The 26,985-nt window shown below is 37.2% G+C and carries 25 protein-coding genes and 2 riboswitches; of the genes, 8 read left to right on the forward strand and 17 right to left on the reverse strand.

The genetic code is table 11. The features are described 5' to 3' along the window. Positions 1–19: 19 nt before the first annotated feature. Positions 20–520 (reverse strand): methylated-DNA--[protein]-cysteine S-methyltransferase, encoded by a 501-nt coding sequence (locus tag MKY46_RS20610; RefSeq protein WP_036124579.1) that lies wholly within the window; start codon positions 518–520, stop codon positions 20–22. 94 nt (positions 521–614) lie between these two features. Here MKY46_RS20610 and MKY46_RS20615 point away from each other — a divergent pair, with 94 nt between their 5' ends. The 3 genes from MKY46_RS20615 (at position 615) to MKY46_RS20625 (ending at position 3,144) form a co-directional block, all read left to right on the forward strand. After that, on the forward strand, positions 615–1,346 hold the full coding sequence (locus tag MKY46_RS20615; RefSeq protein ID WP_340835279.1) for an ABC transporter ATP-binding protein: 732 nt from the start codon (positions 615–617) through the stop codon (positions 1,344–1,346). Beyond that, positions 1,343–2,095, forward strand: a complete 753-nt coding sequence (locus tag MKY46_RS20620; RefSeq protein ID WP_089934273.1) for an ABC transporter permease — start codon at positions 1,343–1,345, stop codon at positions 2,093–2,095. Before MKY46_RS20615 ends, MKY46_RS20620 begins: the two co-directional genes overlap by 4 nt. 74 nt (positions 2,096–2,169) lie before the next feature. Then, positions 2,170–3,144 carry a proline dehydrogenase family protein gene (locus MKY46_RS20625; RefSeq protein WP_036124585.1) on the forward strand — a complete coding sequence of 325 codons (975 nt, stop codon included), beginning with the start codon at positions 2,170–2,172 and terminating at the stop codon, positions 3,142–3,144. Positions 3,145–3,183: 39 nt separating this feature from the next. Here the strand turns inward: MKY46_RS20625 and MKY46_RS20630 are convergent, their stop codons facing one another. The 10 genes from MKY46_RS20630 to MKY46_RS20675 all read right to left on the reverse strand — a co-directional run bounded on the left by MKY46_RS20630 (position 3,184) and on the right by MKY46_RS20675 (position 18,326). Then, complete coding sequence (locus tag MKY46_RS20630) at positions 3,184–3,795, reverse strand: response regulator transcription factor (protein WP_036124587.1); 612 nt, start codon at positions 3,793–3,795, stop codon at positions 3,184–3,186. A 21-nt stretch (positions 3,796–3,816) separates the two neighbouring features. Next, on the reverse strand, positions 3,817–4,965 hold the full coding sequence (locus tag MKY46_RS20635) for a sensor histidine kinase (protein ID WP_419185187.1): 1,149 nt from the start codon (positions 4,963–4,965) through the stop codon (positions 3,817–3,819). Between the two features lie 130 nt (positions 4,966–5,095). Further along, a complete protein-coding gene (locus MKY46_RS20640) occupies positions 5,096–6,127 on the reverse strand; it encodes a fatty acid desaturase (protein WP_036124589.1) in 1,032 nt (343 codons plus the stop codon). 110 nt (positions 6,128–6,237) lie between these two features. Continuing rightward, positions 6,238–6,738, reverse strand: a complete 501-nt coding sequence (locus tag MKY46_RS20645) for a GNAT family N-acetyltransferase (protein WP_036124592.1) — start codon at positions 6,736–6,738, stop codon at positions 6,238–6,240. Positions 6,739–6,843: 105 nt separating this feature from the next. Continuing rightward, the gene (gene metH / locus MKY46_RS20650) at positions 6,844–10,275 is read right to left on the reverse strand and encodes a methionine synthase (protein ID WP_340835282.1); all 3,432 of its coding nucleotides are present in this window, start codon (positions 10,273–10,275) and stop codon (positions 6,844–6,846) included. After that, positions 10,268–12,115 (reverse strand): bifunctional homocysteine S-methyltransferase/methylenetetrahydrofolate reductase, encoded by a 1,848-nt coding sequence (locus MKY46_RS20655; protein ID WP_340835284.1) that lies wholly within the window; start codon positions 12,113–12,115, stop codon positions 10,268–10,270. The genes metH and MKY46_RS20655 overlap by 8 nt, the downstream gene beginning before the upstream one ends. Before the next feature lie 91 nt (positions 12,116–12,206). Continuing rightward, a riboswitch (SAM riboswitch) is annotated at positions 12,207–12,307 on the reverse strand. 99 nt (positions 12,308–12,406) lie between these two features. Next, the gene (locus MKY46_RS20660) at positions 12,407–13,801 is read right to left on the reverse strand and encodes a protoporphyrinogen oxidase (RefSeq protein WP_058843593.1); all 1,395 of its coding nucleotides are present in this window, start codon (positions 13,799–13,801) and stop codon (positions 12,407–12,409) included. Between the two features lie 232 nt (positions 13,802–14,033). Beyond that, positions 14,034–15,326 carry a globin-coupled sensor protein gene (locus MKY46_RS20665; RefSeq protein WP_340835285.1) on the reverse strand — a complete coding sequence of 431 codons (1,293 nt, stop codon included), beginning with the start codon at positions 15,324–15,326 and terminating at the stop codon, positions 14,034–14,036. A 624-nt stretch (positions 15,327–15,950) separates the two neighbouring features. Beyond that, positions 15,951–17,237 carry an SEL1-like repeat protein gene (locus tag MKY46_RS20670; protein ID WP_036124602.1) on the reverse strand — a complete coding sequence of 429 codons (1,287 nt, stop codon included), beginning with the start codon at positions 17,235–17,237 and terminating at the stop codon, positions 15,951–15,953. Between the two features lie 72 nt (positions 17,238–17,309). Next, on the reverse strand, positions 17,310–18,326 hold the full coding sequence (locus tag MKY46_RS20675) for a YdcF family protein (RefSeq protein WP_036124604.1): 1,017 nt from the start codon (positions 18,324–18,326) through the stop codon (positions 17,310–17,312). A gap of 184 nt (positions 18,327–18,510) precedes the next feature. Between MKY46_RS20675 and MKY46_RS20680 the strand changes: the two genes are divergently transcribed. Both MKY46_RS20680 and MKY46_RS20685 read left to right on the forward strand, forming a co-directional pair. Further along, positions 18,511–18,981 carry a hypothetical protein gene (locus MKY46_RS20680; protein WP_036124606.1) on the forward strand — a complete coding sequence of 157 codons (471 nt, stop codon included), beginning with the start codon at positions 18,511–18,513 and terminating at the stop codon, positions 18,979–18,981. After that, a complete protein-coding gene (locus MKY46_RS20685; protein ID WP_036124608.1) occupies positions 18,969–19,256 on the forward strand; it encodes a DUF2653 family protein in 288 nt (95 codons plus the stop codon). Before MKY46_RS20680 ends, MKY46_RS20685 begins: the two co-directional genes overlap by 13 nt. Before the next feature lie 45 nt (positions 19,257–19,301). Here MKY46_RS20685 and MKY46_RS20690 read toward each other — a convergent pair whose 3' ends face one another. The 4 genes from MKY46_RS20690 to MKY46_RS20705 form a co-directional block, all read right to left on the reverse strand. Continuing rightward, on the reverse strand, positions 19,302–19,670 hold the full coding sequence (locus MKY46_RS20690; RefSeq protein WP_036124610.1) for an ion channel: 369 nt from the start codon (positions 19,668–19,670) through the stop codon (positions 19,302–19,304). A gap of 104 nt (positions 19,671–19,774) precedes the next feature. Next, positions 19,775–21,397: an S-layer homology domain-containing protein gene (locus tag MKY46_RS20695; RefSeq protein ID WP_340835291.1), complete on the reverse strand. Its 1,623-nt coding sequence runs from the start codon at positions 21,395–21,397 to the stop codon at positions 19,775–19,777. Positions 21,398–21,497: 100 nt separating this feature from the next. Next, on the reverse strand, positions 21,498–22,664 hold the full coding sequence (locus tag MKY46_RS20700) for an endonuclease Q family protein (protein ID WP_340812197.1): 1,167 nt from the start codon (positions 22,662–22,664) through the stop codon (positions 21,498–21,500). 100 nt (positions 22,665–22,764) lie between these two features. Beyond that, entirely contained in the window at positions 22,765–22,935 is a 171-nt protein-coding gene (locus MKY46_RS20705; RefSeq protein WP_170829888.1) for a hypothetical protein, read from the reverse strand. Positions 22,936–23,143: 208 nt separating this feature from the next. On the opposite strand from MKY46_RS20705, the gene MKY46_RS20710 reads away from it, so the two are divergent. From MKY46_RS20710 to MKY46_RS20720, 3 genes are all read left to right on the forward strand, one after another. Further along, on the forward strand, positions 23,144–23,722 hold the full coding sequence (locus MKY46_RS20710; RefSeq protein WP_036124620.1) for a TetR family transcriptional regulator: 579 nt from the start codon (positions 23,144–23,146) through the stop codon (positions 23,720–23,722). A gap of 71 nt (positions 23,723–23,793) precedes the next feature. Beyond that, the gene (locus tag MKY46_RS20715; protein ID WP_036124623.1) at positions 23,794–24,147 is read left to right on the forward strand and encodes a DMT family transporter; all 354 of its coding nucleotides are present in this window, start codon (positions 23,794–23,796) and stop codon (positions 24,145–24,147) included. Then, positions 24,147–24,461, forward strand: coding sequence for a DMT family transporter (locus MKY46_RS20720; RefSeq protein WP_058843587.1), 315 nt, complete (start codon positions 24,147–24,149; stop codon positions 24,459–24,461). The genes MKY46_RS20715 and MKY46_RS20720 overlap by 1 nt, the downstream gene beginning before the upstream one ends. A gap of 284 nt (positions 24,462–24,745) precedes the next feature. On the opposite strand, the gene MKY46_RS20725 is transcribed toward MKY46_RS20720, so the two are convergent. Both MKY46_RS20725 and MKY46_RS20730 read right to left on the reverse strand, forming a co-directional pair. Further along, a complete protein-coding gene (locus MKY46_RS20725; protein WP_340835294.1) occupies positions 24,746–25,537 on the reverse strand; it encodes an ABC transporter ATP-binding protein in 792 nt (263 codons plus the stop codon). A 5-nt stretch (positions 25,538–25,542) separates the two neighbouring features. After that, positions 25,543–26,589 (reverse strand): FecCD family ABC transporter permease, encoded by a 1,047-nt coding sequence (locus MKY46_RS20730; protein WP_340835297.1) that lies wholly within the window; start codon positions 26,587–26,589, stop codon positions 25,543–25,545. Positions 26,590–26,734: 145 nt separating this feature from the next. Then, a riboswitch (cobalamin riboswitch) is annotated at positions 26,735–26,922 on the reverse strand. Positions 26,923–26,985: the final 63 nt, after the last annotated feature.

Consider the following 26,985-nt stretch of genomic DNA (forward strand, 5'->3'; position numbering starts at 1 on the left):
TCATCAACCTTCACTTAATTTAAACTTGCTCTAACTCAAGTAAAAACTGTTTCATAGCGAGGCCACTTCGGAAGCCTGTTAATTGACCATTTTTGCCAATGACTCGATGGCATGGAATAATCGCTAGTATTGGATTTGCACCAATTGCAGTTCCTACAGCTCTAACTGCTTTCGGATTACCAATACGTTGTGCGATATTACCATAGGATGTTGTTGTACCATAAGGCAATTCTTTTAGGGCTTCCCAAACGGCTAATTGAAAAGGAGTTCCCTTTACATGGACAGGTAGGTCAAACTCAGTAAGCTCCTTGTTAAAATAAGCGGTTAATTGAGCCTTATATGGCTGTAATTTTTCTGGATTTTCTTCAAAGCCATACCCTTTAAAAGGTTTTTTAGCCCACACTTCTACTTCCTCAAATGATGCATTTGGTGTTCCTATATAGACAAGACCTTTATCTGAAGCCACTAGATACATATCCCCCTGTGTATACGTTAATGTATCGACATACAATATTTGCATTTCCAAATCCCCTACTTTCTACTATTTAAACTGCATCTTCCAGTCATTTCATGCTACAGTTATTTTACCGACTATAACAAAGGAGCTTCAATAAATGAATACGTTATATGAGCCTGCCATTCACTTTCAACAAGTTCATTTTTCAGTAAATGACAAAATAATATTAAAGTCAATTACTGGGTCATTTCCAAAAGGGCAAATTACGACTCTTGTTGGTCCTTCTGGTGCTGGTAAAACAACGCTACTTAAATTATGTAATGGTCTTCTGTCACCAACAAACGGGCATATACTCGTTGAAAATCAGCCTATTTCTACATATGAGCCCACCGCTTTAAGGAGACATGTTGGTATTGCTTTACAGGCAGCTCCGATGATAGCAGGTACAGTGCTAGATAATCTCGCCCTTCCCCGTACACTACAGGGGCAAAAACTCTCGCAGCAGGAGGCTGTCCAATATTTAGAGGATGTTGGATTAAACGAAAGCTTCTTACACCAATCAACAAGTGAATTGTCTGGTGGACAACGTCAAAAGGTATCCATTGCACGAACCCTGATCAATCAATCCTCTATTTTATTATTAGATGAAATTACATCTGCGCTGGATCGTCAATCCGTACAAGAAATTGAAAAATTGATTGCTACTATTAACAAAAAATACAATGTCACGATAATTTGGATTACACATAATTTGCAACAAGCATTGACAATTGGTCACTATACATGGGTTATGATGGATGGTGAGTTAATTGAAACTGGTAAAAGTGCTTTACTTGAAGCCCCAACGAATCCACGTGTTGCAGCGTTTGTTCAGGGGGTTAATCAATGACATTTACAGCCTTATCCTTAACCCTAATCTTTGTCTGTATTCCTCTCATATTATCTAAAACATTAAAGTTGGGTCTTGAAAAAGATACGCTCATTGCAACGTTACGTTCCATTGTTCAATTGCTTGCTGTCGGCTATATTTTAAAATTTGTTTTTGACGCCAATAGTTATGGTTATATACTTCTCATGGTAGCGCTAATGATTGTCGTCGCAACATTAAATGCACGAAAAAAAGGGGTGGGTATTAAAGGAATTACTTGGAAAATAGCACTGACACTTGTCGTCATAGAAATTGTTACACAAGGTGTCTTGCTAGGATTTCATATTGTTCCAGCTACTGCCCAGTATATCATTCCGATTAGTGGGATGTTAATTGGCAATTCGATGGTGCTGTCCATTTTATTTTTAAATCGTTTTACAGCTGAAATTAGTAGCCATAAAGATCAAATGGAATTAATTTTATCGCTAGGTGGCACGCCAAAACAAGCCGTTCATCGCCAACTGATCAATGCCGTAAAAGCTAGTATGATTCCTACGATAGAAAGCCAAAAAACAATCGGTTTAGTACAGCTACCAGGTATGATGAGTGGGCAAATTATTGGTGGGGCTGACCCTATCCATGCTGTCCAATTTCAACTTTTAATCATCTTTGCGCTCTTAACAACAGCAACATTATCCAGCATCATGATTGGTTTTTTAAGTTATCCTGTGCTATTTAATGAACGTATGCAAATACTTGATATGAAATAATTGTTAAGCTGAAATGAATATAGTTTAAAACATTTATGTTATACTAAAAAGAAAATGCAGTTAGGAGAATGACCATGTTATTACGCGATTTTTTCATCCAGTTATCTGAAAACCAACTATTAAATAGTGCTGCAAAGAAATATGGCCTAAAATTAGGAGCACAGAGTGTAGTAGCTGGTACAAATATTGAAGAAACAATTGCAAGCATCAAAGAACTAAATGCACATAATATTTCTTGTACGGTAGACAACCTAGGTGAATTTGTTTCAAGTAAAGAAGAAGCAACGGCTGCAAAAGAAAAAATCCTTACTGTAATCGAAGCCATCCATGAGAACGGTGTTGCTGCACATATTTCATTAAAACCATCTCAATTAGGTTTAGACATTGATGTTGATTTTTGTTATGACAACCTGTATGAAATAGTAGAAAAAGCCGCTTCTTATGATATATTTGTTAACTTTGATATGGAAGACTACGGCCGTCTTCAAACATCCTTTGATATGGTAGAAGAGTTATCTAAAACATTTAATAATGTTGGTACAGTTATTCAATCCTACTTTTACCGTGCAAAAGACGATATCGAAAAATTCAAGGACTACCGTTTACGTATTGTAAAAGGTGCTTATAAAGAGCCTGTAGAAGTCGCCTATCAAGATAAATTAGATATTGATTTAAACTTTATTGAGTTGATTGAATATCACTTGCTACACGGCAAATTTACGTCAATTGCAACACATGATCATAATATCATCGCACACGTAAAACGCTTTGTTGCAGATCATAATATTCCACTTGATAAATTTGAATTCCAAATGCTATACGGTTTCCGCACTGATATGCAAAAAGAGCTTGCAAAAGAAGGCTATAACTTCTGTGTGTACGTTCCATTCGGTGAAGATTGGTACGGCTACTTTATGCGCCGTTTAGCTGAGCGTCCTCAAAACCTTAACCTTGTAACAAAACAAGTGTTTACGAAAAAAACGAATACTGTTCTTGCTGTAGCAGCAGGTGCATTCGTTCTTGGACGTATAACAAAACGCAAAAAGTAAAAAAACGAACCTTATCGCGCTCATGCGATAAGGTTCTCTTTATTTGTTCCATCCTTTTTCTTTAAAGCGTGCAATGGCCTCAATACGATTACCAACATTTAGTTTTTCTAAAATGGTTGAAATATAATTACGTACCGTTCCAGCAGATAAAAATAGCTCTGCCGCAATTTCCTTTGTCGTCTTGCCCTCTGCCACAAGTGTCAGCACCTGGCTTTCACGCTCTGTTAAAGGATTTTCACTATCATCCTCATAGACAAAATCAACAAGCTCTGGTGCATAAATACGTTTACCGTCCATTATTGTACGAATCCCACTTACTAATTCCTCAATAGGGCTATCCTTTAATAAATAGCCTCTTACGCTCGCTTTCCTAGCACGCTCGAAATAACCTGGTCTGGCAAATGTAGTTAAAATAATGACCTTACAATCTGAGCCAATACTATGCATTTCTTCTGCTGCGTCTAGTCCCGTTTTCACTGGCATTTCAATATCCATAATACAAATATCAGGCTGATGCTCTGCCACCAGCGTCAATGCTTCCTCACCATTTTTTGCTAAGCCGACGACCTCCATATCCTCTTCCATACTAAGTAAAGAGCGAAGAGCCCCTAATAGCATCCCCTGATCTTCAGCGATCACAATTCGTATCATGTCACAAGCCTCTTTTCTATTCTATATGTTCTTCAGATTTTCTTTGACATTTTGATGCGTAATAGCCACTGGTATAGTTACCGTTAATGTAGTACCCTCAACACTTTCAATCTTAAAGGACCCATTAATAAACTCTAAGCGTTCCCGCATTCCCTTCAATCCGTTCCCCGTTTTCCATGCTTGTTTTTTCGTAATACCTTGTCCGTTATCCCGAACGATTAAGTAAACTTCCTTAAAGTTTTGATGGAAAGCAATTTCACATTTTGTTGCTCCACTATGTTTGACAACATTATTAACCGCCTCTTTTAGGCACATGCATAAAACATTTTCGACAAGTGGCGGAACTTGCAATGCATTTTTATCTCCTTCAAAAACAAACTCCATTTCTGCTGCCTTTAGTATTTGAGAAATACGCATTAGCTCATCCTCAAATTTTGCCGTCCGCATGTCTGACACCAATTCACGAACCTCTTTTAAGGCAATGCTTGCCGTCTGGCGTATATCCTTAATCTCAATCAAAGCCTGCTGTGGATCACGTTCAATCAACCTAGAAGCTAGATCACTTTTTAAGCCAATCATGGACAATTTTTGCCCCAAAGTATCATGCAAATCACGAGCAATTCGTTGTCGTTCCTCAAAAACAATTAACTCGGCAATACGTTCATTAGCTGTTTCTAACTGCCCCTCTAAGTTTTCACGTTTATTTTTGGAATAAATCGTTAATGGTAAAAGAACAACAGCTAGAATGGTTAGCACAACAAAAGGTAGCTGCGATAAAAATAAGTGAAGCTCCACAAAGAAGCCGACACCGGTAGATATAACTGTAAACCCAATATGTAGACCGTACATAATATAAAAGCCGACAGGTCTTCGTATGTTGCCAATAAAAAATGCTGTGAAAATAGATAGATACACATAGCCATATAAGATGGTCATGACAATATTGATGGCCATTTCAAAGCTGATCCACATATAAACTAAACCGCTTTTCGAATTCATGGAAAATCGATAGAAAATAAAATAAAGCATTAAAAACGTAATGCCAATCGAGATTTCGATATAAGATGATTTCCTAAAAATGAAGAAAAACGGTAGGAAACAAAAAATAATCCATAAATATACACTGAGCATTGGACTATTCGGAATAATACTATGCCATTTCCTCAACATAATCTCACGCTCTTTCCTACTTTTCCCTTATTATAACAAGAAAATTTAATTTATGCCTGCACATGCTTTAGACAAAACCCATCCTTTTACATAAAACAGCCATCTCGTTTGCAGAGATGGCTGTTTTCAACTAAGCGGCAATACTGCCTCTTGCTTTGCGTTTGATGATTTCATTTACTTCTTTAAACGATACAAATTTGCCTTGATCTTCATCATATAACTTGTAACGTAATGATTCTAAACTTGTACGTAACGTAATCGTTGTTGCCATGTGTAAAGGCGGCGTTTCATTATGTGCTTTTTCAAGATTATAGTTAGGTACTCGAGGAGCTAAGTGATGGACATGGTGGAAACCAATATTCCCTGTAACCCATTGTAAAATCTTTGGCAATTTATAATACGAGCTACCTTCCACTGCGGCTTTAACATAATCCCATTCTGATTCATGTTCAAAATAAGAATCTTCATATGTGTGCTGAATATAAAACAGCCAAATTCCTAAAGAACCAGCAATAAATAAGGTAACGCCTTGGACTAATAAAAATGCTTGCCAGCCCATGAAGAAAATTAAAGCAGCACAAATTCCGACCATAACGATATTCGTTAAAATTGTGTTCAAGCGTTCTTTCTTTCTTGCATCCTTACGATTAAAACGATTTAAGATAAGCACCATATATAATGGTCCTAACCCAAACATAACGAATGGGTTACGATAAAAGCGATACCATAATCGTTGTCCCTTTGAAGCTTGCATATATTCTTCCACTGTCATCATATCAATATCACCAATACCACGCTTGTCTAGGTTTGAGCTTGTTGCATGGTGAATTGTATGTTCACGTTTCCATTTTTCATATGGGAATGATGTTAGCACTCCAGTAAAAAATCCAACCCAGTCGTTTGCTTTTTTACTTTTGAAAAATGATCCGTGTGTGCAATCGTGAAAAATAATAAAAGTTCGTACGACAAACCCCGCTGAAATGGCACTTAAGCCAACTGTTAGCCAAGGTGAAACATCTACTAATAAGTAACCAGCCACCCACAATGCAATTAACGGTACAAGTGTATTTATCATTTGAAAAACACTTTTACCCGTATTAGATTTAGCAAATGGCGCTACATCTTGGCGTAACTTTTTTGTTTTTTCTTTAATAGTTGCCATCCTTTACTCCCTCGTTTCTTTTTTTCTTATGACCTCATCATAAAACAAGAGTACAAGTCAGTAACAGACGCAAACATCATAAAAAGGATATGACATTTGTCATATCCTTTTTATGATGTTGGTCCATTCAAATGCAACTGATAGAACACAAGGTCTAGCCATTGTTCAAATTTATAGCCTGCATTTTTAATTGTACCTGCATATTCAAAACCTAATTTTTCATGTGCTTTAATGCTAGCAATGTTTTCTCCATCAATGCCAGCAACGAGTGTTTTGACACCCCGCTCCTCTGCAATCGCTATAAGCTTATGCATGAGCTTCGTTGCAATTCCCTTTTGATAATGCTCATTATGCACGTAGACGGAATGCTCCATTGTATATTGATAACCAGGGTAAGGACGGAATTGACTATAAGTAGCAAAGCCAGCAACAATCCCATTTTCCACAAATACAAGCAGTGGATTGCCGAATGCTTGCTGCTCCTTATACCATCGCATTTTTTCATCTAAAGTTTGTATATCATATCGGTAGACAGCCTTACTTGTTAAAATAATATCATTATAGATGTCTAAAACCTCAGGTATATCTTTTTCTTCCATGAATCGAATCATCCTGCTCACTTCCTTAATGAAATTGTCCTCACACTCTTCAATGATTCAATGGAATGGATATAGATAGTCAATTCATTGACTATCTATATCCTCCTATTTTACGCCTTAAACATTGAAGTAGCGAGCATCGGGATGAGCAAAAACAATCGCTGAAACAGATGCTTCAGGCTCCATCATAAAACCTTCTGTAAGGTGAACGCCAATATCCTCAGGCTTTAATAAGCCGAATAGTTTTTCCTGATCCTCCAAGTTAGGGCACGCAGGATAACCGAAAGAAAAACGTTGCCCTTGATATTTAGCTGCAAAACGATCTCTCATTGTAAAATCAGTGGCATCTGGGAAGCCCCATTGGTCACGTATTTCTTGATGCATACGTTCAGCAAAGCCCTCTGCTAATTCTAGTGCAGTCGATTGCAGTGCATGGCTTTCAAGGAATTTGCCAGAATCTTTTAACTGACGAGCTGTTGCCATAACCCCTTGCCCTGCTGTTACCACCATGAGCGCAATATAATCCATTTCTCCACTCTCTACCGTTTTTAAGAAATCGGCAAGACATAAAAATGGTTCTACTTGCTGGCGCGGGAAAGTAAAACGTTCAATTTCTGTTTTACTATCGGCAGGATCATAAACAACGACATCATCCCCATCCGCTTGAGCAGGGAAAAATTGATATAAACCTGAAGGCTTTAATAAATCACTTTTTAAATAATCATCTACTAAATCCTTTAGCTCTGTTGCTCGTGAATCACCGGCATCTAGCAATTGCTGAACCTGCCCTTTCAAGCCTAAATGATGTCCCAGCAATGTACGCATATTGACGTATGGATATAAATGCGATACTGCATAGTCTTTCTTCACATGACGACGTAAATCAGCTGGTAAAAATACTGACGCTCCCTTTACAGTACGTACTGGCTTTATTGTTATCTCTTTAGCTGGACGTGCAGCTCTTTTTACATCTGCCTCTAGACGTTTTTGACGAGATTCCTGGATTTCAGCTAAGAAATTCGCACGCGTTTCCTTACCCATTAATAGATTTGCTTGCTCTAATCCCTGCATAGCATCCTTTGAATAAATAACTGGACCATTGTATTCATCTGCAATTTTTGTTTCTGTAAAGCGTCGAGAAAGTGCAGCTCCACCAACTAAAATCGGTACATCAATGCCAGCCTCTTTGAAATCCTGAGCAGTAATGACCATCTGTTGCGCTGATTTTACCAGTAAGCCTGATAGCCCGATAAAATCTGGTTTTTCCTTGCGAATCGCTTCAATCAATTGTGCTGGTGTTACTTTAATGCCTAAATCGACAACCTTATAGCCATTATTACTTAAAATAATATCAACAAGGTTTTTCCCAATATCGTGCACATCTCCTTTAACGGTAGCCAAAACCATTTTCCCTTTTCCAGCACTCTCTTCATCCTTTTCCATGAATTGCTCTAAATGGGCAACAGCAGCCTTCATCACGCCTGCTGATTGTAAAACCTCCGCTACAATGAGTTGGTTATCATTAAACAATCGACCTACCTCAGCCATACCAGCCATTAAAGGACCATTAATAATATCAAGTGGCGCCTCAAAGATTTCGCGTGCAGCATCTAAATCCTCAATCAGCCCTTCTTTTGTACCTTCTAAAATATAATAAGCTAAACGACCTTCAACCGTTTTTGGTATATCCGCTTCGGTTTTTTCTTTCTTTTTATCACGATAAAAGTCTGTGAATACTGCTAATGTTTCATCATTCGTATTAAACAGTAAGTCATTTGCAAGTTTAATTTCTGCCTCTGGAATGGATGCATAACGCTCTAGTTTCTCTGTATTGACAATGGCATAATCTAAGCCGGCCTGTGTACAATGATAAAGATACACAGCATTCAGTACTTCACGGCCAACTGGTGGTAAGCCAAATGAAATATTACTTACACCCAGTACAGTTAATGTCTGTGGCATCTTTTCTTTGATTAGTCGAATTCCTTCAATTGTTTCTAGAGCCGATCCAATATACTGCTCATCACCAGTCCCTACAGGGAACATCAACGGGTCGAAAATGATATCCTCCGGTGCAAGTCCCCATTTTTCAGTTAGTAATTTATAGGAACGTTCGGCAATTTCAAGCTTGCGATGACGATCAACGGCCATTCCTATTTCATCAATGGTTCCAACTACCAATGAGGCTCCATACTTCTTTACGAGTGGCATTACTGCATCAAATCGTTCTTCACCATCTTCTAGATTTATAGAGTTAATGATGGCTTTTCCTTGAGAAAATTTTAATGCTTCCTCAATGACCTTTTCATCTGTCGAGTCGATTACAAGAGGAACCTTAACCTTTTTCACAACCTCCTGCATAAAACCACGCATATCAGCTAATTCATCACGATCAGGGTTGGCTAAACAAATATCAATAACGTGTGCACCATTTTTTACTTGCGCACGTGCAATTTCTCCAGCTTCTTCAAACTTCCCATCAATGATTAAATTCTTAAATTTACGAGAGCCTATAACATTCGTTCTTTCACCAATAAATAATGGACGCATAGAACCGTCATACAATAATGGTTCGATTCCTGATACCGCATGACCATGTGTTTTCTCTGGTATTTGGCGTGGTTTTTCATCTTTTAAAACCTCACGGATAGCTGTGATATGAGCTGGAGTCGTCCCACAACATCCACCTACAATATTAAGCCAGCCCTTTTCTGCAAAGCCTTTTAATTTTTGTGATAAAGATTCTGGTGATTCATGATAGCAACCTTCTTCATCCGGTAAGCCTGCATTCGGATAACAGCTAATATAGCCTGTGGAAAGCTCTGCTAATGAACGAATATGATCCGTCATAAACTCTGGTCCAGTCGCACAGTTTAAGCCAACGGATAGTGGTTTAATATGTTCAATAGAAATATAAAAAGCATCAATCGTTTGCCCTGCGAGTGTTGTACCCATCGGTTCAATTGTTCCTGAAATCATGACGGGTAGTTCTTTGCCAGTTGCCGCGAAAGCACGTGCTACACCTAGAGTACCTGCTTTTACGTTTAACATATCCTGACTAGTTTCTAGTAAAAGGACGTCTGCTCCTGCCTCAATTAACGCCTTCGCCTGTACATAAAAGTTTTCCTCTAGCTCATCAAATGTAATACCGCCAGTTACGGATAATGTTTTTGTTGTTGGACCCATTGCGCCAGCAACAAAGCGTGGCCAATCTGATGTTGAAAAGTTATCCACTGCTTGACGAGCAATTTCGACGGCACGTTTATTAATTTCTTCCGCTTTTGCGCCAAGATCATATTCATTTAACACAAGAGGCGTCCCGCCAAAAGTATTCGTACAAATAATATCTGCGCCTGCCTCTAAGTATTTATGGTGAATTTCCTTAATTACATCAGGTCTAGTCAGCACAAGATTTTCATTACAGCCATCAAGCTCCTCCCCGCCAAAATCCTCAGCGGATAAGTTTTCGTTTTGTAGCATTGTTCCCATTGCGCCATCAAGAATTAAAATACGTTTCTCTAGTTGCTTTTCAATCAAGTGCTTAGCCATGTATACTTACCCCTTTTTTCTGTTCATCCAATTGCTCAATATATTTCATCAACTCTAATGTCATATCATAACGTAAAAATGGAGTGATAAGGTAAATGCCATTGAAATACTGCGCAGCCACCTCTACTAATTCCTTCGCAATGGCAATCCCCTCAAATGTTGCACGTTCTTTATCTTCACCACAGGCCTTCATTCTTGCTAAGGCATCTTCAGATAATTTTATGCCTGGCACCTCATGATGTAAGAATTCAGCACTTTTATAACTTGTAACGGGCATAATACCAATATAAATAGGTGCTTGTAAATGCTTGGTTGCCTCATAAATTTCCACAATTTTTTCCTTCGTATATACTGGCTGTGAAATAAAGTAGTCTGCTCCATACTCAATTTTCTTCTCTAAGCGTGCCACAGCACGATCTAATACACGGACATTTGGATTAAATGCAGCAGCTACTGAAAAATTTGCTTTTTTACGAAGTGGTTTACCTGAGAAGGAAATACCTTGATTTAACTGCTTAATTAATTGGATCAGCTCCATTGATGAGACATCATAAACACTTGTGGCACCTGGGAAGTCCCCAACTTTTGTTGGATCACCAGTAACAGCTAACACATCATGAATTCCTAATGCATTTAACCCCATTAAATGTGATTGCAGACCGATTAAATTACGATCTCGGCATGTAATATGTGTTAGAGGACGTACACCATTAGTACTCTTCAACAATGCACCCATAGCAATATTGCTAATACGTGGAGAAGCCAGAGAATTGTCTGCCATCATGACGACATCTGCTCCTGCATCATACAATTGTTTTGCCCCTTCCAGAAAACCATCAATTTCCAGATGTCTAGGTGTATCTAGCTCTACAATGACAGAGCGTTCGCGCTTTACTTTTTCATGAAGAGGTTCATACTTCGTTGGCTCTGCTTCACGAACAATTTGAATCTTCTCGGGTTTGGCATACTTTTCATGAACTGGTGATAACTCTTCTAAATACTTCTTCGCTGCTGCTATATGCTTCGGTGTCGTACCACAACAGCCTCCAATTAAGCGTACCCCTTGATCACGTAATTCCACAGCCGCTCGACCAAAATATTCAGCTTCTGACTCATAAACGACACGACCATCTTCTAAGTCAAGGAGTGAAGCATTCGGATAAGCCGACATAAATGCCTTATCAGGAAGTTCTACACCTTCAAACGCCTGAATGGTATGGTGTGGACCTAAACGACAATTGACACCCACAATATCCGCACCAAGTTTTTCTAGCTCATGCAGGGCGTTATTTAAAGACATACCGTTTTGTAAAACACCAGGTTCGTGCATGGAAACTTGCGCAATAATCGGTAATTTTGTCTTTGTCCGTAGCATCTTTAAGGTAGCTGTTAATTCTTCAAAATCATAATAGGTTTCGAGTAAAAGGCCGTCTGGATTCCCAGCAAGTAAAACACTCGCTTGCTCCTCAATAGTTGCTAAGATTTCATCTAACGTTGCATCACTTTTACGAATACCACGAATACCACCAATTGTCCCTAAGACAAACTGACCTCCATCTGCCGCAGCTCGCTTTGCGATTGTAATCGCTGCTTCATTAAATTGTTGGACACGCGATTCTAATCCATAGCGAGCTAATTTAATGGCATTTGCACCATACGTATTCGTTTGGATGATATCAGCACCAGCTGCAATATATTCTCTATGAATCTTTTCAATTAACTCAGGTTTCTGTACATTCATTTCCTCATGACAATACTCCAAACCATAGCCATAAAGTACTGTGCCTATTGCGCCATCTGCCGTCAATACATGCGTTTTTAACCTTTCAAGCAATCTCATTAAACTAGCCTCTCTTCCTATATCTCTGTATAATAAAAAGCCTTCTTTTATAAAAAAAAGAAGGCTTTAATGACTCATCATTGTTTTTTCCTTCTCATCTTCGACTCAATGGTCTTCTGGATTTAGCACCTGACAAAAAAGTTGGTTGCTGAAGCTTCAATGGGCCAGTCCCTCTGCTTCTCTTGATAAGAATGTAGTATGAATTTTTTAAATAATTAAAAGAATCATATCGTTTACTGACGAATGAGTCAAGACTATTTCACATAACAAAGATATTTTTCACTTAAAAGCTTAGAAATTGGCTAGTTCCTTTGCAAGCTCCTCACCGATTTTTTTCCCATTTTGAATACAAGCACCAATCCCTACCCCAAAGTATGAACAACCTGCGATGGATAGATTAGGATAGTTTTCTTGTAATTCTTGAACTAAACCTTGTAATGCTTCACGGTGAGCTAGATCATATTTTGGCATTTGATCAATCCATTTTGTGACATTAATAACTGTTGGCTGTTCCTCTATTCCTAGGCTCTTGCGCACATCCTCTAAAGCAACCGCTGCTAATTCTTCGTCAGACATGGCACGGAGTTGCTCATATGCTGGATTGATGCTTTTATAAAAGAGTCGCACAAGTAATTTATGATCTCTTGATGTATGCCTCCATTTACGACTTGTCCAAGTTGCAGCATTACATGTAACGTCAGAATTATGTGAGACAATATAGCCCGTTCCATCTGCTGGCAATCTAGAGTCTGGTACATCAAAACCTAAATAGATCGTAATTGCTGAAGCTGTCGTAAATTGGTCAAAATAACGGTTTAATGATTCATCCTGTAGTAGGCCTTGAACAGCCTCATTCGGCAGTGCTAAAACGACATAATCTGTCTCGATGCTTTCACCATTAGCTAAGGCAATTGAATAGTGGTTTTCTTGCTTTTGAACATTGACAGTTGCGACACCCTTGATGATCTCTACATCAGTTAATGTTTGTTCGAGACGATCAATTAGAGAAGATAAACCGTTTTTGAACGATATAAACTTTTTATTGGCTGCTTTAGCAAATTGCTCACGATTCGCATCAAAGCCTTTTATGATACTTCCATACTCGTTCTTATAGTCAATCAAGTACGGTAAAGTAGAGGCAATCGAAAGCTGGTGTAAATCCCCTGAATAAACACCTGCAAGAACGGGTGCAATTTGATTTTTCACAAGCTCTTCCCCTAAATAATAGGTTAAAAACTCTCCAATTGAACTTTCCTTTGTGAAGTCTTTGTTTGGTAAAGTCAAATCTTTTAATGCATCTTGTTTACCTTGCTCTGTAATCAATGTGCTTTGCTCCAAGGATGCCAAACTCATTGGTATTCCAAAAGTAGAATCTGCCGGAATGGCATGTAATTCATTATTCGTATAAATATAGGAAATACCTGTTTCGTTGTAAACTAGATTCTCCTCAAAATCAAGCTCCTGTACAAGCTCCATAACACCTTTATGACGAGCTACAATCGAGTCAGCACCTGTTTCCATAATAAAACCTTGCTCATGTGTTGAATATAATTTGCCCCCTAAATATGTATTTTTTTCTACAAGCACTAGACGCACATCTACATTATTTTCCTTCACTTGACGTTGTAAATAATGCATTGTGCATAATCCTGTAATACCGCCACCTAATACAACAACTGTTTTCATAGTAACCGCCCCTATTTTTAGTTCTTCCTACAGTATAAACTTATTTTCATTGAAAATTACGTTAAACCCTTTACAAATTTAGCAAAAATAGAGCTACCTCATCTGTGAGATAGCTCTAGCTTAATCATATGGAATTTCCATTTCAAGGTTTACAAAAAATACACATATTTATAGGTACTATAGTGTTTAATATGTTTAAAAAATACGGAAACATAAACGTTAATTTAGTAGTCTATCCTTTTAGATTTTGGGAAAAGCTCGCTAAGTTTTCTGCTGAATTCGTTACTTCTGTAAATGATGTCCCTAACTCGTTTAATATCCCGACGATTGCTTGTATTTTCGTTGCCATACAGTCGTTTTGATCCTTTGCTTCTGTCATGGCTCCCAATATGCTTGTAAATTGACCTTCAGTTTGTAACATGTTTTCCTCACCTGACGCTACTTCATCTTGAATATTTGCCAGAGAATGCTCTAATTTCTCTGTCCGTTCACTCGTTTTTTTCAATAACAATGCCACCGAAGTAACCGAATCCTTCGTTTGAATAGATAATTTACGCACCTCATCAGCCACTACACTAAAGCCTTTGCCCGCTTCTCCAGCACGCGCCGCTTCAATTGCAGCATTCAATGCCAACAGATTGGTTTGATTAGCAATATTAGTAACAACATTCATGATTATCTCCATTTCCCTAGACATATCCGATAATTGTTCAATATTTTCTTCTATATCATGAAGTGAATGAATAATATTAAGCATATTTTGTGATTGATTTTTTAAACGTTCACGACCTTCAAGTGCTTGATTTTCAGCCAGTGTTGAGACATCAAGTGATTTTTTAGCCAATTGTTTAATTTCGTCAGATTGCTTGCTTAAGCAGCAAAATGAATTATTTGTTTCCTGAGAAATTGTGGCAAGTGCTTCGGAAGAATCAACAATTTGTCGTTCAATAGCTTCTTTCTCATGCATCATTTTTTCTTTCATTTGTTCTACAGTGTTTTCAAAAGCCTCCAAAACCAGCTGCTGCTCGAAATTACAAATTTTCGATATGGCCCTGATCGTATTAAATTGATCTTGGGGGTGCTCTATATTTTTTTCGACTAAATCAATAAATGATATGGATAAATCTTGGAATGCGCAAATATACCATTGGGTTCTAAGCCCAATATGAACATGTACCTTTGCAATTTTTACTCGTCTTTGGTAATACACCTCATCAATGGTTCCGTTAAACATTTCAATAATATGCTGCCGTAGCGTTACTTTAAGTCTGTCTACAGAACTATGATGACTTATAATATCTACCAAATGATGCTCTGTTCCTATCATGTTGTAAAAACGGTTTACGATGTGATCTACATTGTCCATAACATATGGCTGGAAAGCTTTTAAATATTGTAAGTCTTGCTTCGTTAGATTCAGCATTTCAATTTGTTTCACCATTGATTGGCGAGTAGACAAATCCATTTTTACTGTATATTGCTGTAAATCCAATACCTTCGTCTTTCTCTGTTTTTGAAAAATCACACATCTTCCCTCTTTCATTCCGTTTACTTTCAGCAGGCTGAGAAACACCAAATCCCTTTTTTAACATATTGATTGATACAAGAAAAAATACCGATAAAAACAGATTAGCTATTATGCTATGGGCTAATACTCTTTCTGTCTGGCACACTTCCTCCAAAAGCATGTCGAGTACCTCTTTGTACAATCACATAAAAAATATTCCCGCTCAGCAAGCAGACCTAGTCAGTACATGACTAACAGTAGACTTATTTACGTATGCTTTATTTCAAAATCACTCATTTACATTAATCATTTTATAAATTGCTGTCAATCTTATCGATTCCGTTTTTTTACATATACCACACCAAAAGTCCCTATCTTAAAATTAATGGTAATGCATAAGAAAAAAGCTACCACAATATTATTTGGTAGCTTTTTTACCCGTTTTCTTGTTTATTATGCCTATTTTTTTTATTTTTCTTATCCTTTTTTATTAATCTTCTTTAAATATCACTATATCAATATTTTTTACCCTCTCCACAAGAGCATCTATATACCTAAAAACACAGCCCGTTTTAAATCAAAAGTTTTATAAATGTATGGCAAATAAATAATTCAAATAAACTATATTTTTTCACACAAAATTTACAATCCTTTAAGTTCCTGTAATATTTTAGAAGCTTCTGCAACACCAGCATCCGCTGCGAGGCCATACCACTTGATGGCTTCTTTCAGATTTCTAGCAATTCCTTCACCTTTATTGTAAATATGCCCTAGTTGTAGCTTAGCATCCGCGTCTCCTTGAATTGCAGCCTGTTTAAACCAATGAATACCTTTTTCGATATTGCGTATACCAGTTAGTCCATTACTCCATATATAGCCCAAATCATAAAAGGCATCTACATGATATTGTTCAGCCGCTCTTTCATACCAAAAGAGGCCGCGGTTTACCTCCTTTGTTTGACCCAAGCGTCCCTCTAAATATATTCCACCAAGCCGATATTGCGCTTCGACATAACCTAGCTCTGCTGATTTTTTGTAGGCATTAAAGGCTGCTTCTACATCTGCTTCGACACCCAGTCCCTGCTCGTATATAATTCCTAACGTAAACATCGCCTCTGCCACATTTTTTTCAGCAGCATAGTCGAACCATTGTTTTGCTAATATAAAATCTTGCGGTACGCCCTCCCCATTGAAATACATATCCGCTAAATTATTGGCGGCATCCGCATGCCCCTGTAAAGCTGCTTTTTCATAGTATGAAAAAGCAAGGGAATCATTTTCTTCCACACCAATCCCCTCAAAGTAAAAATTCCCTAGTACGTATTGAGCATCTGCATGATTCTGAAGCGCTGCTAATTCAAACCATTTCAATGATTTTTCAGGTTGAAAATGTTCACCTTCTCTAGCGTTGTAGTATTCTCCCAATTGATATTGTGCATCTGCGTCTTGTTCTTCAACTGCTTCTTTATATAAATCAATAATGACTTCATGATCTAAATCCTCTTCATCTAAAATAGGGAGCTGTTCATCTTGATGACGGAAGTACCACTCCACAATATCAAGTACATCATCAACTACTGCTATACGGCTTGCTAGCTTTTCTAACGAAGAAATTTGCCAAACAAGGATATAGATAGATTCGGGAATGGCATCACGCAAGACATCGTCATATTCCGCTAACAATGTTAAAACATTCTCCTGTATGGACTGAGATTGTTCTGAATGGATAATTTGTAAATGCCGTTGTTGCTGTTCTTTCAATAGCCCTCGCACTATTTGATACAATATTTTTTGCAAGGCTGTTAGGGTAACTTCCGTGAATGTAAGTAATTTTATATTTTGAGCAAACCATGTATTTTCTGACTGTGTCAGATTTTGTAGGGAATCAATTCTTTCTTTATTTCGCTTGGCTAACATTTGCTCGTACATTATTTTCCTCCCTTGCACACTATGTAAAAAAACTGCCTTGCCACTATTATATGGAAGACAGTTGAAATTTGGTTACACATATGCTCTCAATAATAAGCCAACGAATAGCGTAATGATTAAAAAAACTGTAATATGGGCCCATTTATACATATCTAATAAGCCTATAAATTCTCGTGTAAATGCATTGGGAACATAGTAAAAGGCTGTCTTTGAGCCAATTCCTTCTGCATCTAGCTTTGCTTTCTTAGCATAAATACTTGCACGAAATACATGGAAATTATTGGTCACAAATAGCGAACGATATTTTTCTCCCTGCGCATGATGGTCCATTATTTTTTTGGAAAAGACCATATTTTGTTCTGTATTGGTCGATTGATCTTCGAGCAATATCTTGTCAGTGGGAAGATGATGTACATCTATTAAGTATTGTTTCATGGCATATGCCTCGGTTAGCTTTTCGTCATTGCCTTGACCACCAGAGACAATAATAAAAGCTCTCTCCCCATACTTTTTATACTGCTTTACTGCCTCATCTAAACGACTTGCTAAAAGTGGGGGCACTTTATCCCCAATTAACCCTGAGCCCAATACAATAATATAATTTGGTTCATAGCGTATGGGTGTAAAATGATACAGTATTGCATAGGCAAGGACACTTGTGTATAAAAACATTGTATAGCCAAAAACCAAAAACGCATAGAAGAAAAGAATATGCCAAAGTATATTTTCTATTTGGATAAAAATGACGAAAACATACCATATCATCATAATAACAAAACTTAGTCCGAGAATGGCTAACATTAAATTACGTACTTTACGCCCTTCCTTCTCTAATAATACTTTACTATTGAAAAACATTGCGATTGATAAAATAAACATAATGCTTGGAAAGCTTCCCAATATAATAAATATCCCCATTTCTGAAATAATCCCCTGATCATTTGGCAGCAATAATGGATAGTGCATAATGAACGCTCTTATCATATATATCCCTATTAAACCTAGTGCTACCGCATTGAGAAAGCGCCTTTTTTCTGTTAAGTACAACACGAGAAATAATGTGGTGAAAAGTGTTAAAGTTAGTAGCATCGTTTCACTCCTTTCTATTGCAGAATTTTCACAATCATGGCATTTGTCACTACTTGTTCAAATTTGATAATATAGCTCAATTATTGAAGGCGTTTGTTTTATTTTTTAATATAGTTCATGTAATATTACTATATAAGAACTAGTTTATGACCAAATTCAAAATTATATTGGAGGAATGTAAGTAATGAAAAAAATTCTTGCCGCTCTTTTTGCAGCGACACTGATATTTTCGACTGTTGGTGCAACATTATTCATTTCGGATACGCCAACGGCAGAAGCTAAATCCTATAAATCAGGTAAAAAAGGCTTCACTAACAACAACAACAATAATAGCTCGAATATCCAAAAATCTAAGGATACTTCTAAAGATCAAAATAATGCAACAACAAATAAAAACAACTCATCCTCTACTAATAAAGTAGATACTACTAAAAAAGGTGGCTTTTTCTCTGGCGGTCTAATGAAAGGCTTAATGCTTGGTGGTCTAGCTGGTTTATTATTCGGCAGTCTATTTAGTGGCATGGGGATTCTTGGCAATATTTTAGGTCTACTCATTAATGTAGCTGCAATTGCCGTTATCGTGATGCTTGTGGTTAAGATTATGAATATGTTTAAAGAGAAGAAGCGCAAAGAGGAAGCACAATGGCACAAATAATCAACGAACAAGATATTATTAATGCTATTTGTTTATCTCAAGCTTATTATAAAAACATTCGTCCCGAGGCAGTTCTTGTCGAATTGACTTACGAAGATGACGCTGGCTTTGGTGCAGAGGTTGAAGTAAACGGTCAAATCGAAGTGCTTAATACAGCAGCTATGATTGGTGCATTACGTGTTTGGATTAAAGATGTTCTACATAGTGACCCATTCTCAACTGGGATTGAGCTTGTTTTAGACGACGAGGAAGGCATTATTGCCAAACTATCATAAAAAAAGCAGTACAATGAATTGTTCAAAAATTCATCGTACTGCTTTTTACTTTTTCAAACGTTTCTTCATCTCTTCTTTTTCTTCCTCATTCAGAGAAAAATCTACGATAGAACGCCCTAGCATTAGCAACATAATAAACATTACTCCCGTACCAACTATTAAATAAATCATTGTAAATACTTTAGAATAAGTCGTTGTTGGATATAACCCTGTTTCTACGCCTGTTGGTATCAAACTCACTACAGCAAAATACATAGCATCTAACCAGTACCATCCTTCCGTTCCCTTGTAAAACAGTGTTCCTGATAAAATGATTAAAAACAATGTAGTAAATAATGAGATAAATTGAGGACGTTTAAATGACTTCCACAACCCTTTTACTAATCTTTTCGCAGATAATATAAATGACAGCATCCCCATTCTCCTCTTTAAATACGTTCTACAACATAGTTAGACTATACTTCGTTTTTATTAAAAACGTCAAAAGGTAGAGGTGATGTCCCCCTACCTTTTCAGCATTATTTAATGAATATTTGACTAAGGTTTGTAAATATTTTAGCGGCTTGACCTCTTGTTGTGACAGCTTCTGGTGAGAATTCCCCTTCATTTCCTGTCACAATCCCCAACTCATACAACATGGTAATGGCACGTTTTGTTTCTGCATTATAAGAGGTTACATCTGTAAATGGCACATCGCCCTTTGCACTATATGGTTGATTAAATTGCTGTTCATAGGCACGACTTATCATTAATGCTAGTTGAGCACGTGTAACAAACTGTCCAGGGTTAAATTTCCCATCCGTTCCTTTAATAAGCCCATGAACATATGCTGCTGCAATTTCTGATTGTGTTACTGCGTCATAATTTGCAATGTCAGTAAATGGTGCCTTCTCATCTGTAGATAACTCTAAACTTCTCACAAGAATAGCAGCGGCCTGCGCACGCGTTACACTACTATCAGGTCTAAATGTCCCATCCGTATAACCATTCATTAGCCCAGCATCCGCAGCTTTTTGAATGTATTCTTTCGCCCAGTGCTGTGCTGTATCTGTAAAGCTTACTGTTCCCTTTGTAGTGAAAGTAATCGTTGGATTTTGAATACTTTCATTACGAGCTGCATCGATTGCTTTGATGGAAACATTGTAGGTTGTATTTTCTGTTAAATCTTCAAGTGTAAATGTTGTCGTATCTGCATCCAATGTTGAGATTAATTTTCCATTCACATAGACATTGTAATTTGCCACACCTACATTATCTGTCGCGTCCTGCCATTTAACCTCTACAGTTGTACGATCTTTCACATCTACTTGAATAGCCTTCGTTATATCCCATAACGAGCTAGTTTTAATGATTGGTAAAAATGCTTCATTTGCGACTGCTAAATAACCAGCTTCACTTAAATGAATGTTATCAGGGTTTGGTAAATAGCTTGCAACATCCTTTGCAACAACATCGTATGTCGGCACAAAAATGGCGCCTGCCTTTTCAGCGGTTGCTTTAATTGTTGAATTCACTGTAGCCAATAACAGTTTAAATTGATTTTGTAGATTCTCACTATAGTATGGGAAAGAATTATAATAGCCCATCACATATATTTCTGCTTGTGGATTTATCTTTTTGATTTCAGATAGGATTGTAGCAATATTCGATACAGCTTCTTTAGTAGCTTTAACAAGGGCCATCGTATCAATTCCCGTTGTTTGGGACTCTTTTAATAATGGTAATAAATCATTTGCTCCAGCCGTTAATGTAATGATTTCTGCCTCTTTAATAGAAGCTCGTAACTTTACTTGTTCCTTTGTGTATCCAAAACCTGTGACTGTTTTTTCTACATCATTTTGTAAATCTGCTAAAACATTTTTGGTAGTGTAGCCTGACATAGCAAAGCCCTTATTATAAGAAGTAAGGAAGCCACCCTGCTGTAAGGCCTGTGCAATAAAATCCGTGTAGCCTAACCCAATAACACCTACCTCATTCATTCCATGTGCTAATGAGTCGCCTAGTGCCACATAATCAGATTGAATAACCCAGCTTGGTGCTATGTAGTCGTCTTGTTCTTGTGCATTAGCTACTACAGGGATGGTTAATTGCAAAGCCAGTACACTCGCTGCTAAATAACGAAATTTCTTTGATAATCGCATTTACTCTCTCCTCCACTTGTAAAATAGTCATTGTTTTCACTATTTTACTAGAGGCGAGTTAAAAATAGGTTAAATTACAGCAATCTTTTTAAACTTTTCTCTACTCAGACTGTATTTTTCCATATATTCCACCACCACCAACCTCGATCGCTAATTGACCCGTTCTAGCTAAATCAATTAAATGGGCGATTTTATGTGGCACAACTTGTTCAAGCTGGTTGAGCGTTACCACATGTAAAATATTCATTTCAGTACCAAATGCTTCTATTAGACGTTCCATCATTTTAGGGCCAATACCAGGGATGAAATCAAGTGGTACTTGATGAATATAAGGCGGTCTATTTCGTTCATTCAGAAAATCCTCTGATAGTTCCTGAATACGTGTAGCTACACCCTTTACGATTTGCATACTTCCACAGTTTGTACATATGGTAGCTTCGTTACCTAGTCGTTCTCCACATTTAGCACAGACCGTTTGATGATACTTGCCAAGCAAAGGATTTAAACCATAATTCGCTGTTACTGCTCGACCTTGTTGTTCATGTAGAGCCATTTTTAATTCTGCAAAATTTGCTTCTGCTAATTGTAACTTTTGATACTCACGTGCCAGTTTTCCAAGCGAATGGGCATCAGAATTACTAACGAACGTATATGCTTGTAATTCTTTGATACGACTTACCATATTGGTATCAGAGCTTAACCCTAATTCAATGGCATCGATAAGCTGCGGATCAAAGACTTCTGTTAAGCTACGCTCAACCCCTCTACCAAACAAACTTTTAAATGGTGTAAAAACATGGGCAGGAATAAACAGACCTCCCAATTCATGCACCTTTTGCTGTAATATGAGACCGTCACAATAAATTCGCTGTGAACTCAAGTGGATATTTTTCATATGTTGGGACATCCAATCAGAGAACTGCTTCATTAGCATCAGTGTTGGAAAGTAAGCAAGCACATGAATAGGTCCATGACAATATTGATCGTAAATTTCGATTTCCGACCCTGGAATCAACGTTGTTTCCTGAAAGCGTAGGCCGCCCTCTTTTAATTCCTGTAGTTCACCTTGTTCAATCATCTCCATCATTTCTTCGATTACTTCGGGTGAATGACAATCAATAATCCCAATAATATCTAATCCCTTTCTAGCACTAGCAGTCTCTAAAATTTTTGCTAATGTTAATGTTTTACTGCCAGTAATTTTCACTGCTCGCCCACTAGAAGTACGCCCAATATGAATATGTAAATCTGCATAAAATGTTTGCATTTCAATCGCTCCCTTTAGTATTTCAAGTACGTAAATTTTTTTGTTCAAGCGGACTCAAGATAAAAATACCTTACATCACAGCAAGGTATTTCTCACTTTATTATGATGGATGATTGGTGGTAGTGCTATTATTTGTCTCATAAGCACCTGAACTATGTGATGACCCTGACGATGAATCATAGGCAACTAATGTCACACCAATCTTTTTTTCAAGCTCGTTAATTTTCGCAAGTTGCTGTGGATCTAATTGAGCAAATTTAATGTCTTCCATTATCATCAATCCTTTCACTCATAAAGTTCCCTGAAATAAAAAAAGTATACGTCATTTCACCTCATCACAATTGCGTACTGCTTTGTGATTTAGCTAATTTCCAAACGTTTGTTGAATGAAAATGACTGATATTCAGTCATTTTTTTATTGACATTGTTTTTCTCATCCTGTAACATACTAAACAAGTAAGGCAAAAGTGAGGGATTGCATGTCAAAGGAAGAAAAAATTATTCAAGCTGCAATTGAAGTTTTTCGCGAAAAAGGAATTGAAAAGACGAAGGTTTCAGATATCGTCAAAGCTGCTGGGATTGCTCAAGGAACATTTTATCTCTACTTCCCATCACGCCTTTCTGTCATGCCAGCTATTGCAAAAAATATGGTAGAAAGAATTATTACTACCGTAGATGAAGGTGTTTCAGATCATAAGCCTTTTGATCAGCAACTTGAAGAGGTTGTTGAAATCATTTTCTCGATCACAAAGGAATATGGTGATATCGTTGCACTCATTTATGCTGGAATTGCACAAACAGAGCATTTAAAAGAATGGGAAAGCATTTATGCACCATACTATGATTGGATGAGTAATTTCTTATTAACGGCTCAACAACAAGGCATCATTCGAGATTCAATTAATCCATCACGGTCAGCAAAGCTTATTATTGGTCTAATTGAATCTGCCGCAGAACAAGTTTATTTGTTTGATGACAGCAAGGATGAAACGATGACACTGCTTAAGCTTGAACTTCTAGACTTTTTATATCATGCACTTGGCCTACGTCACGCGTAAGTGACGTTCTCTTTTACCTATAAAATGACTGAACGTCAGTCATTTATTCTATTGATGAAAGGATTTTAATTATGCAAAAAGAATGGTTATATGTCGGTCTAACAAGTTTATTTGAATTATTTTGGATATTTGGTTTTAATGTAGCAAGTTCCTGGTGGCATTGGATTATTATTGTGTCTATAATTGCTATCGATTTTCACTTCTTATCAAAAGCTTGTGAAAACCTACCTACTGGTACCGTATACGCTATTTTCGCTGGTGCAGGTGCAATTGGCACTACGTTAATGGACATTTTTATTTTCGATGGAGAGTTTAATGCGATTAAAGGTATTTTCATGTTTATTTTAATATCGGGCGTTATTGGATTAAAATTAGCAGATAACGCACCAACAGATCACGATGAAAAGAAAGGAGTGAATGCATAATGGGTTGGGTATATATTTTATTAGCAGCAATAGCCGAAATTATAGGTGTTATTGGATTACGCTTTTATAGTCAAAATAAAACGATACGAAATTTATTATTATATGTCGGTGGCTTTGGATTATCATTTGCCCTTTTATATGCTTCCTTCAATTATTTACAGCTAAGCATTGCCTATGTTGTCTGGGTAGGTATTGGTACTGTCGGTGCAGTGCTTGTCAATATCATTTTCTTTGGTGAATCCAAAAATCTACCACGAATTATCAGTATCATCGCTATTATCATCGGTGTAGCAGGATTAAAGGCCGTATCTTAATTAAACTACAATCAAAGGACATCCTTCTAATATCGAGGAATGTCCTTTGTCATTTAAACCATTGAGTATATCTTTGAACCTGTTACATTTTTATAATTAAAAACAGATACACTGCGGTCCTTACTCTAGCTAATGAAAAATCCGTCTCCTGTATAAACATTGACTATTTTTCTAACTAAGAAATATAAAAACTCTTCCTGGTATGACTGTTTCCAATGCCATGTATTTTCGTAAATGCTACTTTCATAATGAATATATTATGTAAAATAATTGTCCTTACTTTTTTAAACTTGACTGACCTTCTTTGCGAATTGATCAGGAACATACGTGAGGTATGGTTTACCAGTCAAGGAATGTGTTTGAATATCAGCAAAAACACCAAATACTTCTTGTAACAATGCTGGTGTTAGCACTTCCTCGGGTGCCCCATGACACACAATTCGACCTTGCTGCAAAACGTAAATTTGATCACAGTACATTGCCGCAATATTCAAGTCATGTAAAGCCGCAACTACTGTTAAATGTAAGGTTTGAATTAAGTCCATAAGCTGAAGTTGATGTTGGATATCTAAATGATTCGTTGGCTCATCTAATATAAGCACTTGTGCTTGCTGTGCTAGTGCTCGTGCAACCATTACACGTTTTTTCTCTCCACCTGAAAGGGAGCTAAAGCTTCGTTTTTCTAAATGAGCTATACCTGTTTGCTTCAAAGCATCTTTAACAATTTGAAAATCTTGCTCTTGATCTAGCTCTAACAGTTTTTTATGTGGCGTTCTCCCCATGCAAACTAAATCATGTACAGTGAAATCAAATAAAACAGGTGTATCTTGACTAACAACAGCTAAATTCTTTGCAATTGCTTTACTAGATTGCTTTAAAATATCATGCTCATTTAATAATACCGTCCCGCTTTCAGGTTTTAGAAGACGATACATATTTTTTAGCAATGTTGATTTGCCACTACCATTAGGGCCAATTAACCCAACAAACTGCTTTTTCTTTATTTGAATACTTACTTCATGTAGTATACGTTGATCGTTAATGGAGAATGATACTTGCTTTGCTTCTAATGTCATATAAGTTAATCTCCTTCACCGAAAGAATAATTATTGCGACGGAGTAGCCAAATGAAAAATGGACCTCCACAAAAGGCTGTAATAATACCAATTGGCATTTCCTGAGGAGCAATGATAATTCGAGCAAAGGCATCAGCCCACACTAAGAAAATCCCCCCTATTAAAGCACTAATCGGTATCACATATTTATAGTTAGATCCCACAATTAAACGTACTATATGAGGGATAATTAGACCTACAAAACCAATAGAGCCACTGACTGCCACCAGTACACCTGTTAACAGGGAGACAAGTAATATAAGCTGAATCCGAAATTGCTGAAGATTAACGCCTAACGTCACTGCCGCTTCTTCCCCAAGTAAAAGTAAATTTAAATTTCGATAGTGTAGCCAGAGAAGCACAAATACGACAAAAAATATGGAAGCTGGAATGATAATATTATTCCATTTAGCTCCTGCTAGACTACCTAGCATCCAAAACATAACAGCTTTTAAAGCCCCCTCTTGCTTTGACATCATTAAAATAAAATTAGAAATGGCCGTTAAAATAAAGGAAACAGCCATACCTGCCAATAACAGACGAAAAATAGAAACCCGTCCCCCAACACGTGATAAGAAAAACACCAGTGCAATGGCAAGTAATGATCCTAAAAAGGCTGATATTGAAAGCGCGTAAATACCTAAAAATGAAAAGGCTCCTAAAATAATTACAGAAGTAGCTCCGACGGCTGCCCCTGAAGAAATTCCTAGAATATATGGGTCAGCAATGGAATTTCGTACAAGCGCCTGAATCGCTGCCCCCGCAATGGCTAACCCCGCTCCAACAATAGCAGCTAGCAAAACACGAGGTGCTCTTATTTGCCAGATGATGATCTCCTGTGAGCGACTCCAATCCTGCTCTATGGCATTTTGTATAAAGGGGATTTTAGAAAGAATAACTTTCCATACATATAATGGTGTAACTGAAACTGAGCCAACCATTACAGCAAAGGTCATTGAAACAATTAATACCATAAAAAGTACGAAGGAAAATAACATAAATTTTTTATTCATCTGTTTCAAACTCCTACTGAATAGTGATGAATGAAGCAATAAAAAAAGGTATTCCATACGCAACGACGCATAGAAATACCCTAGAATAAACAAAGTCAGAAAAAATCCAGCTATTGTCCGTAATTGCTTGCATCCTCGTGGGCATTACAGGTATTACTAACTGGCAGGTCTCCTGGCTTCGATTCAACACCCTATAATTGCCTTCCCATTCTTCCACAGTGGCAAATAATATTATAGGACTCCTCGTTACAGTTGCGGGACAGCGTCGGACTTACACCGACTTCCCTTTTAAGTGACATTATAAAATGGCACACCAATAGTATTTGAATTTATAAAATTGTGACGATTCTATCATACATTTTTATAGATTGTTAGTCTACATGGAATTTTATTTCT

This window comes from Lysinibacillus sp. FSL M8-0355 (assembly GCF_038008985.1).
GTDB lineage: Bacteria > Bacillota > Bacilli > Bacillales_A > Planococcaceae > Lysinibacillus > Lysinibacillus fusiformis_D.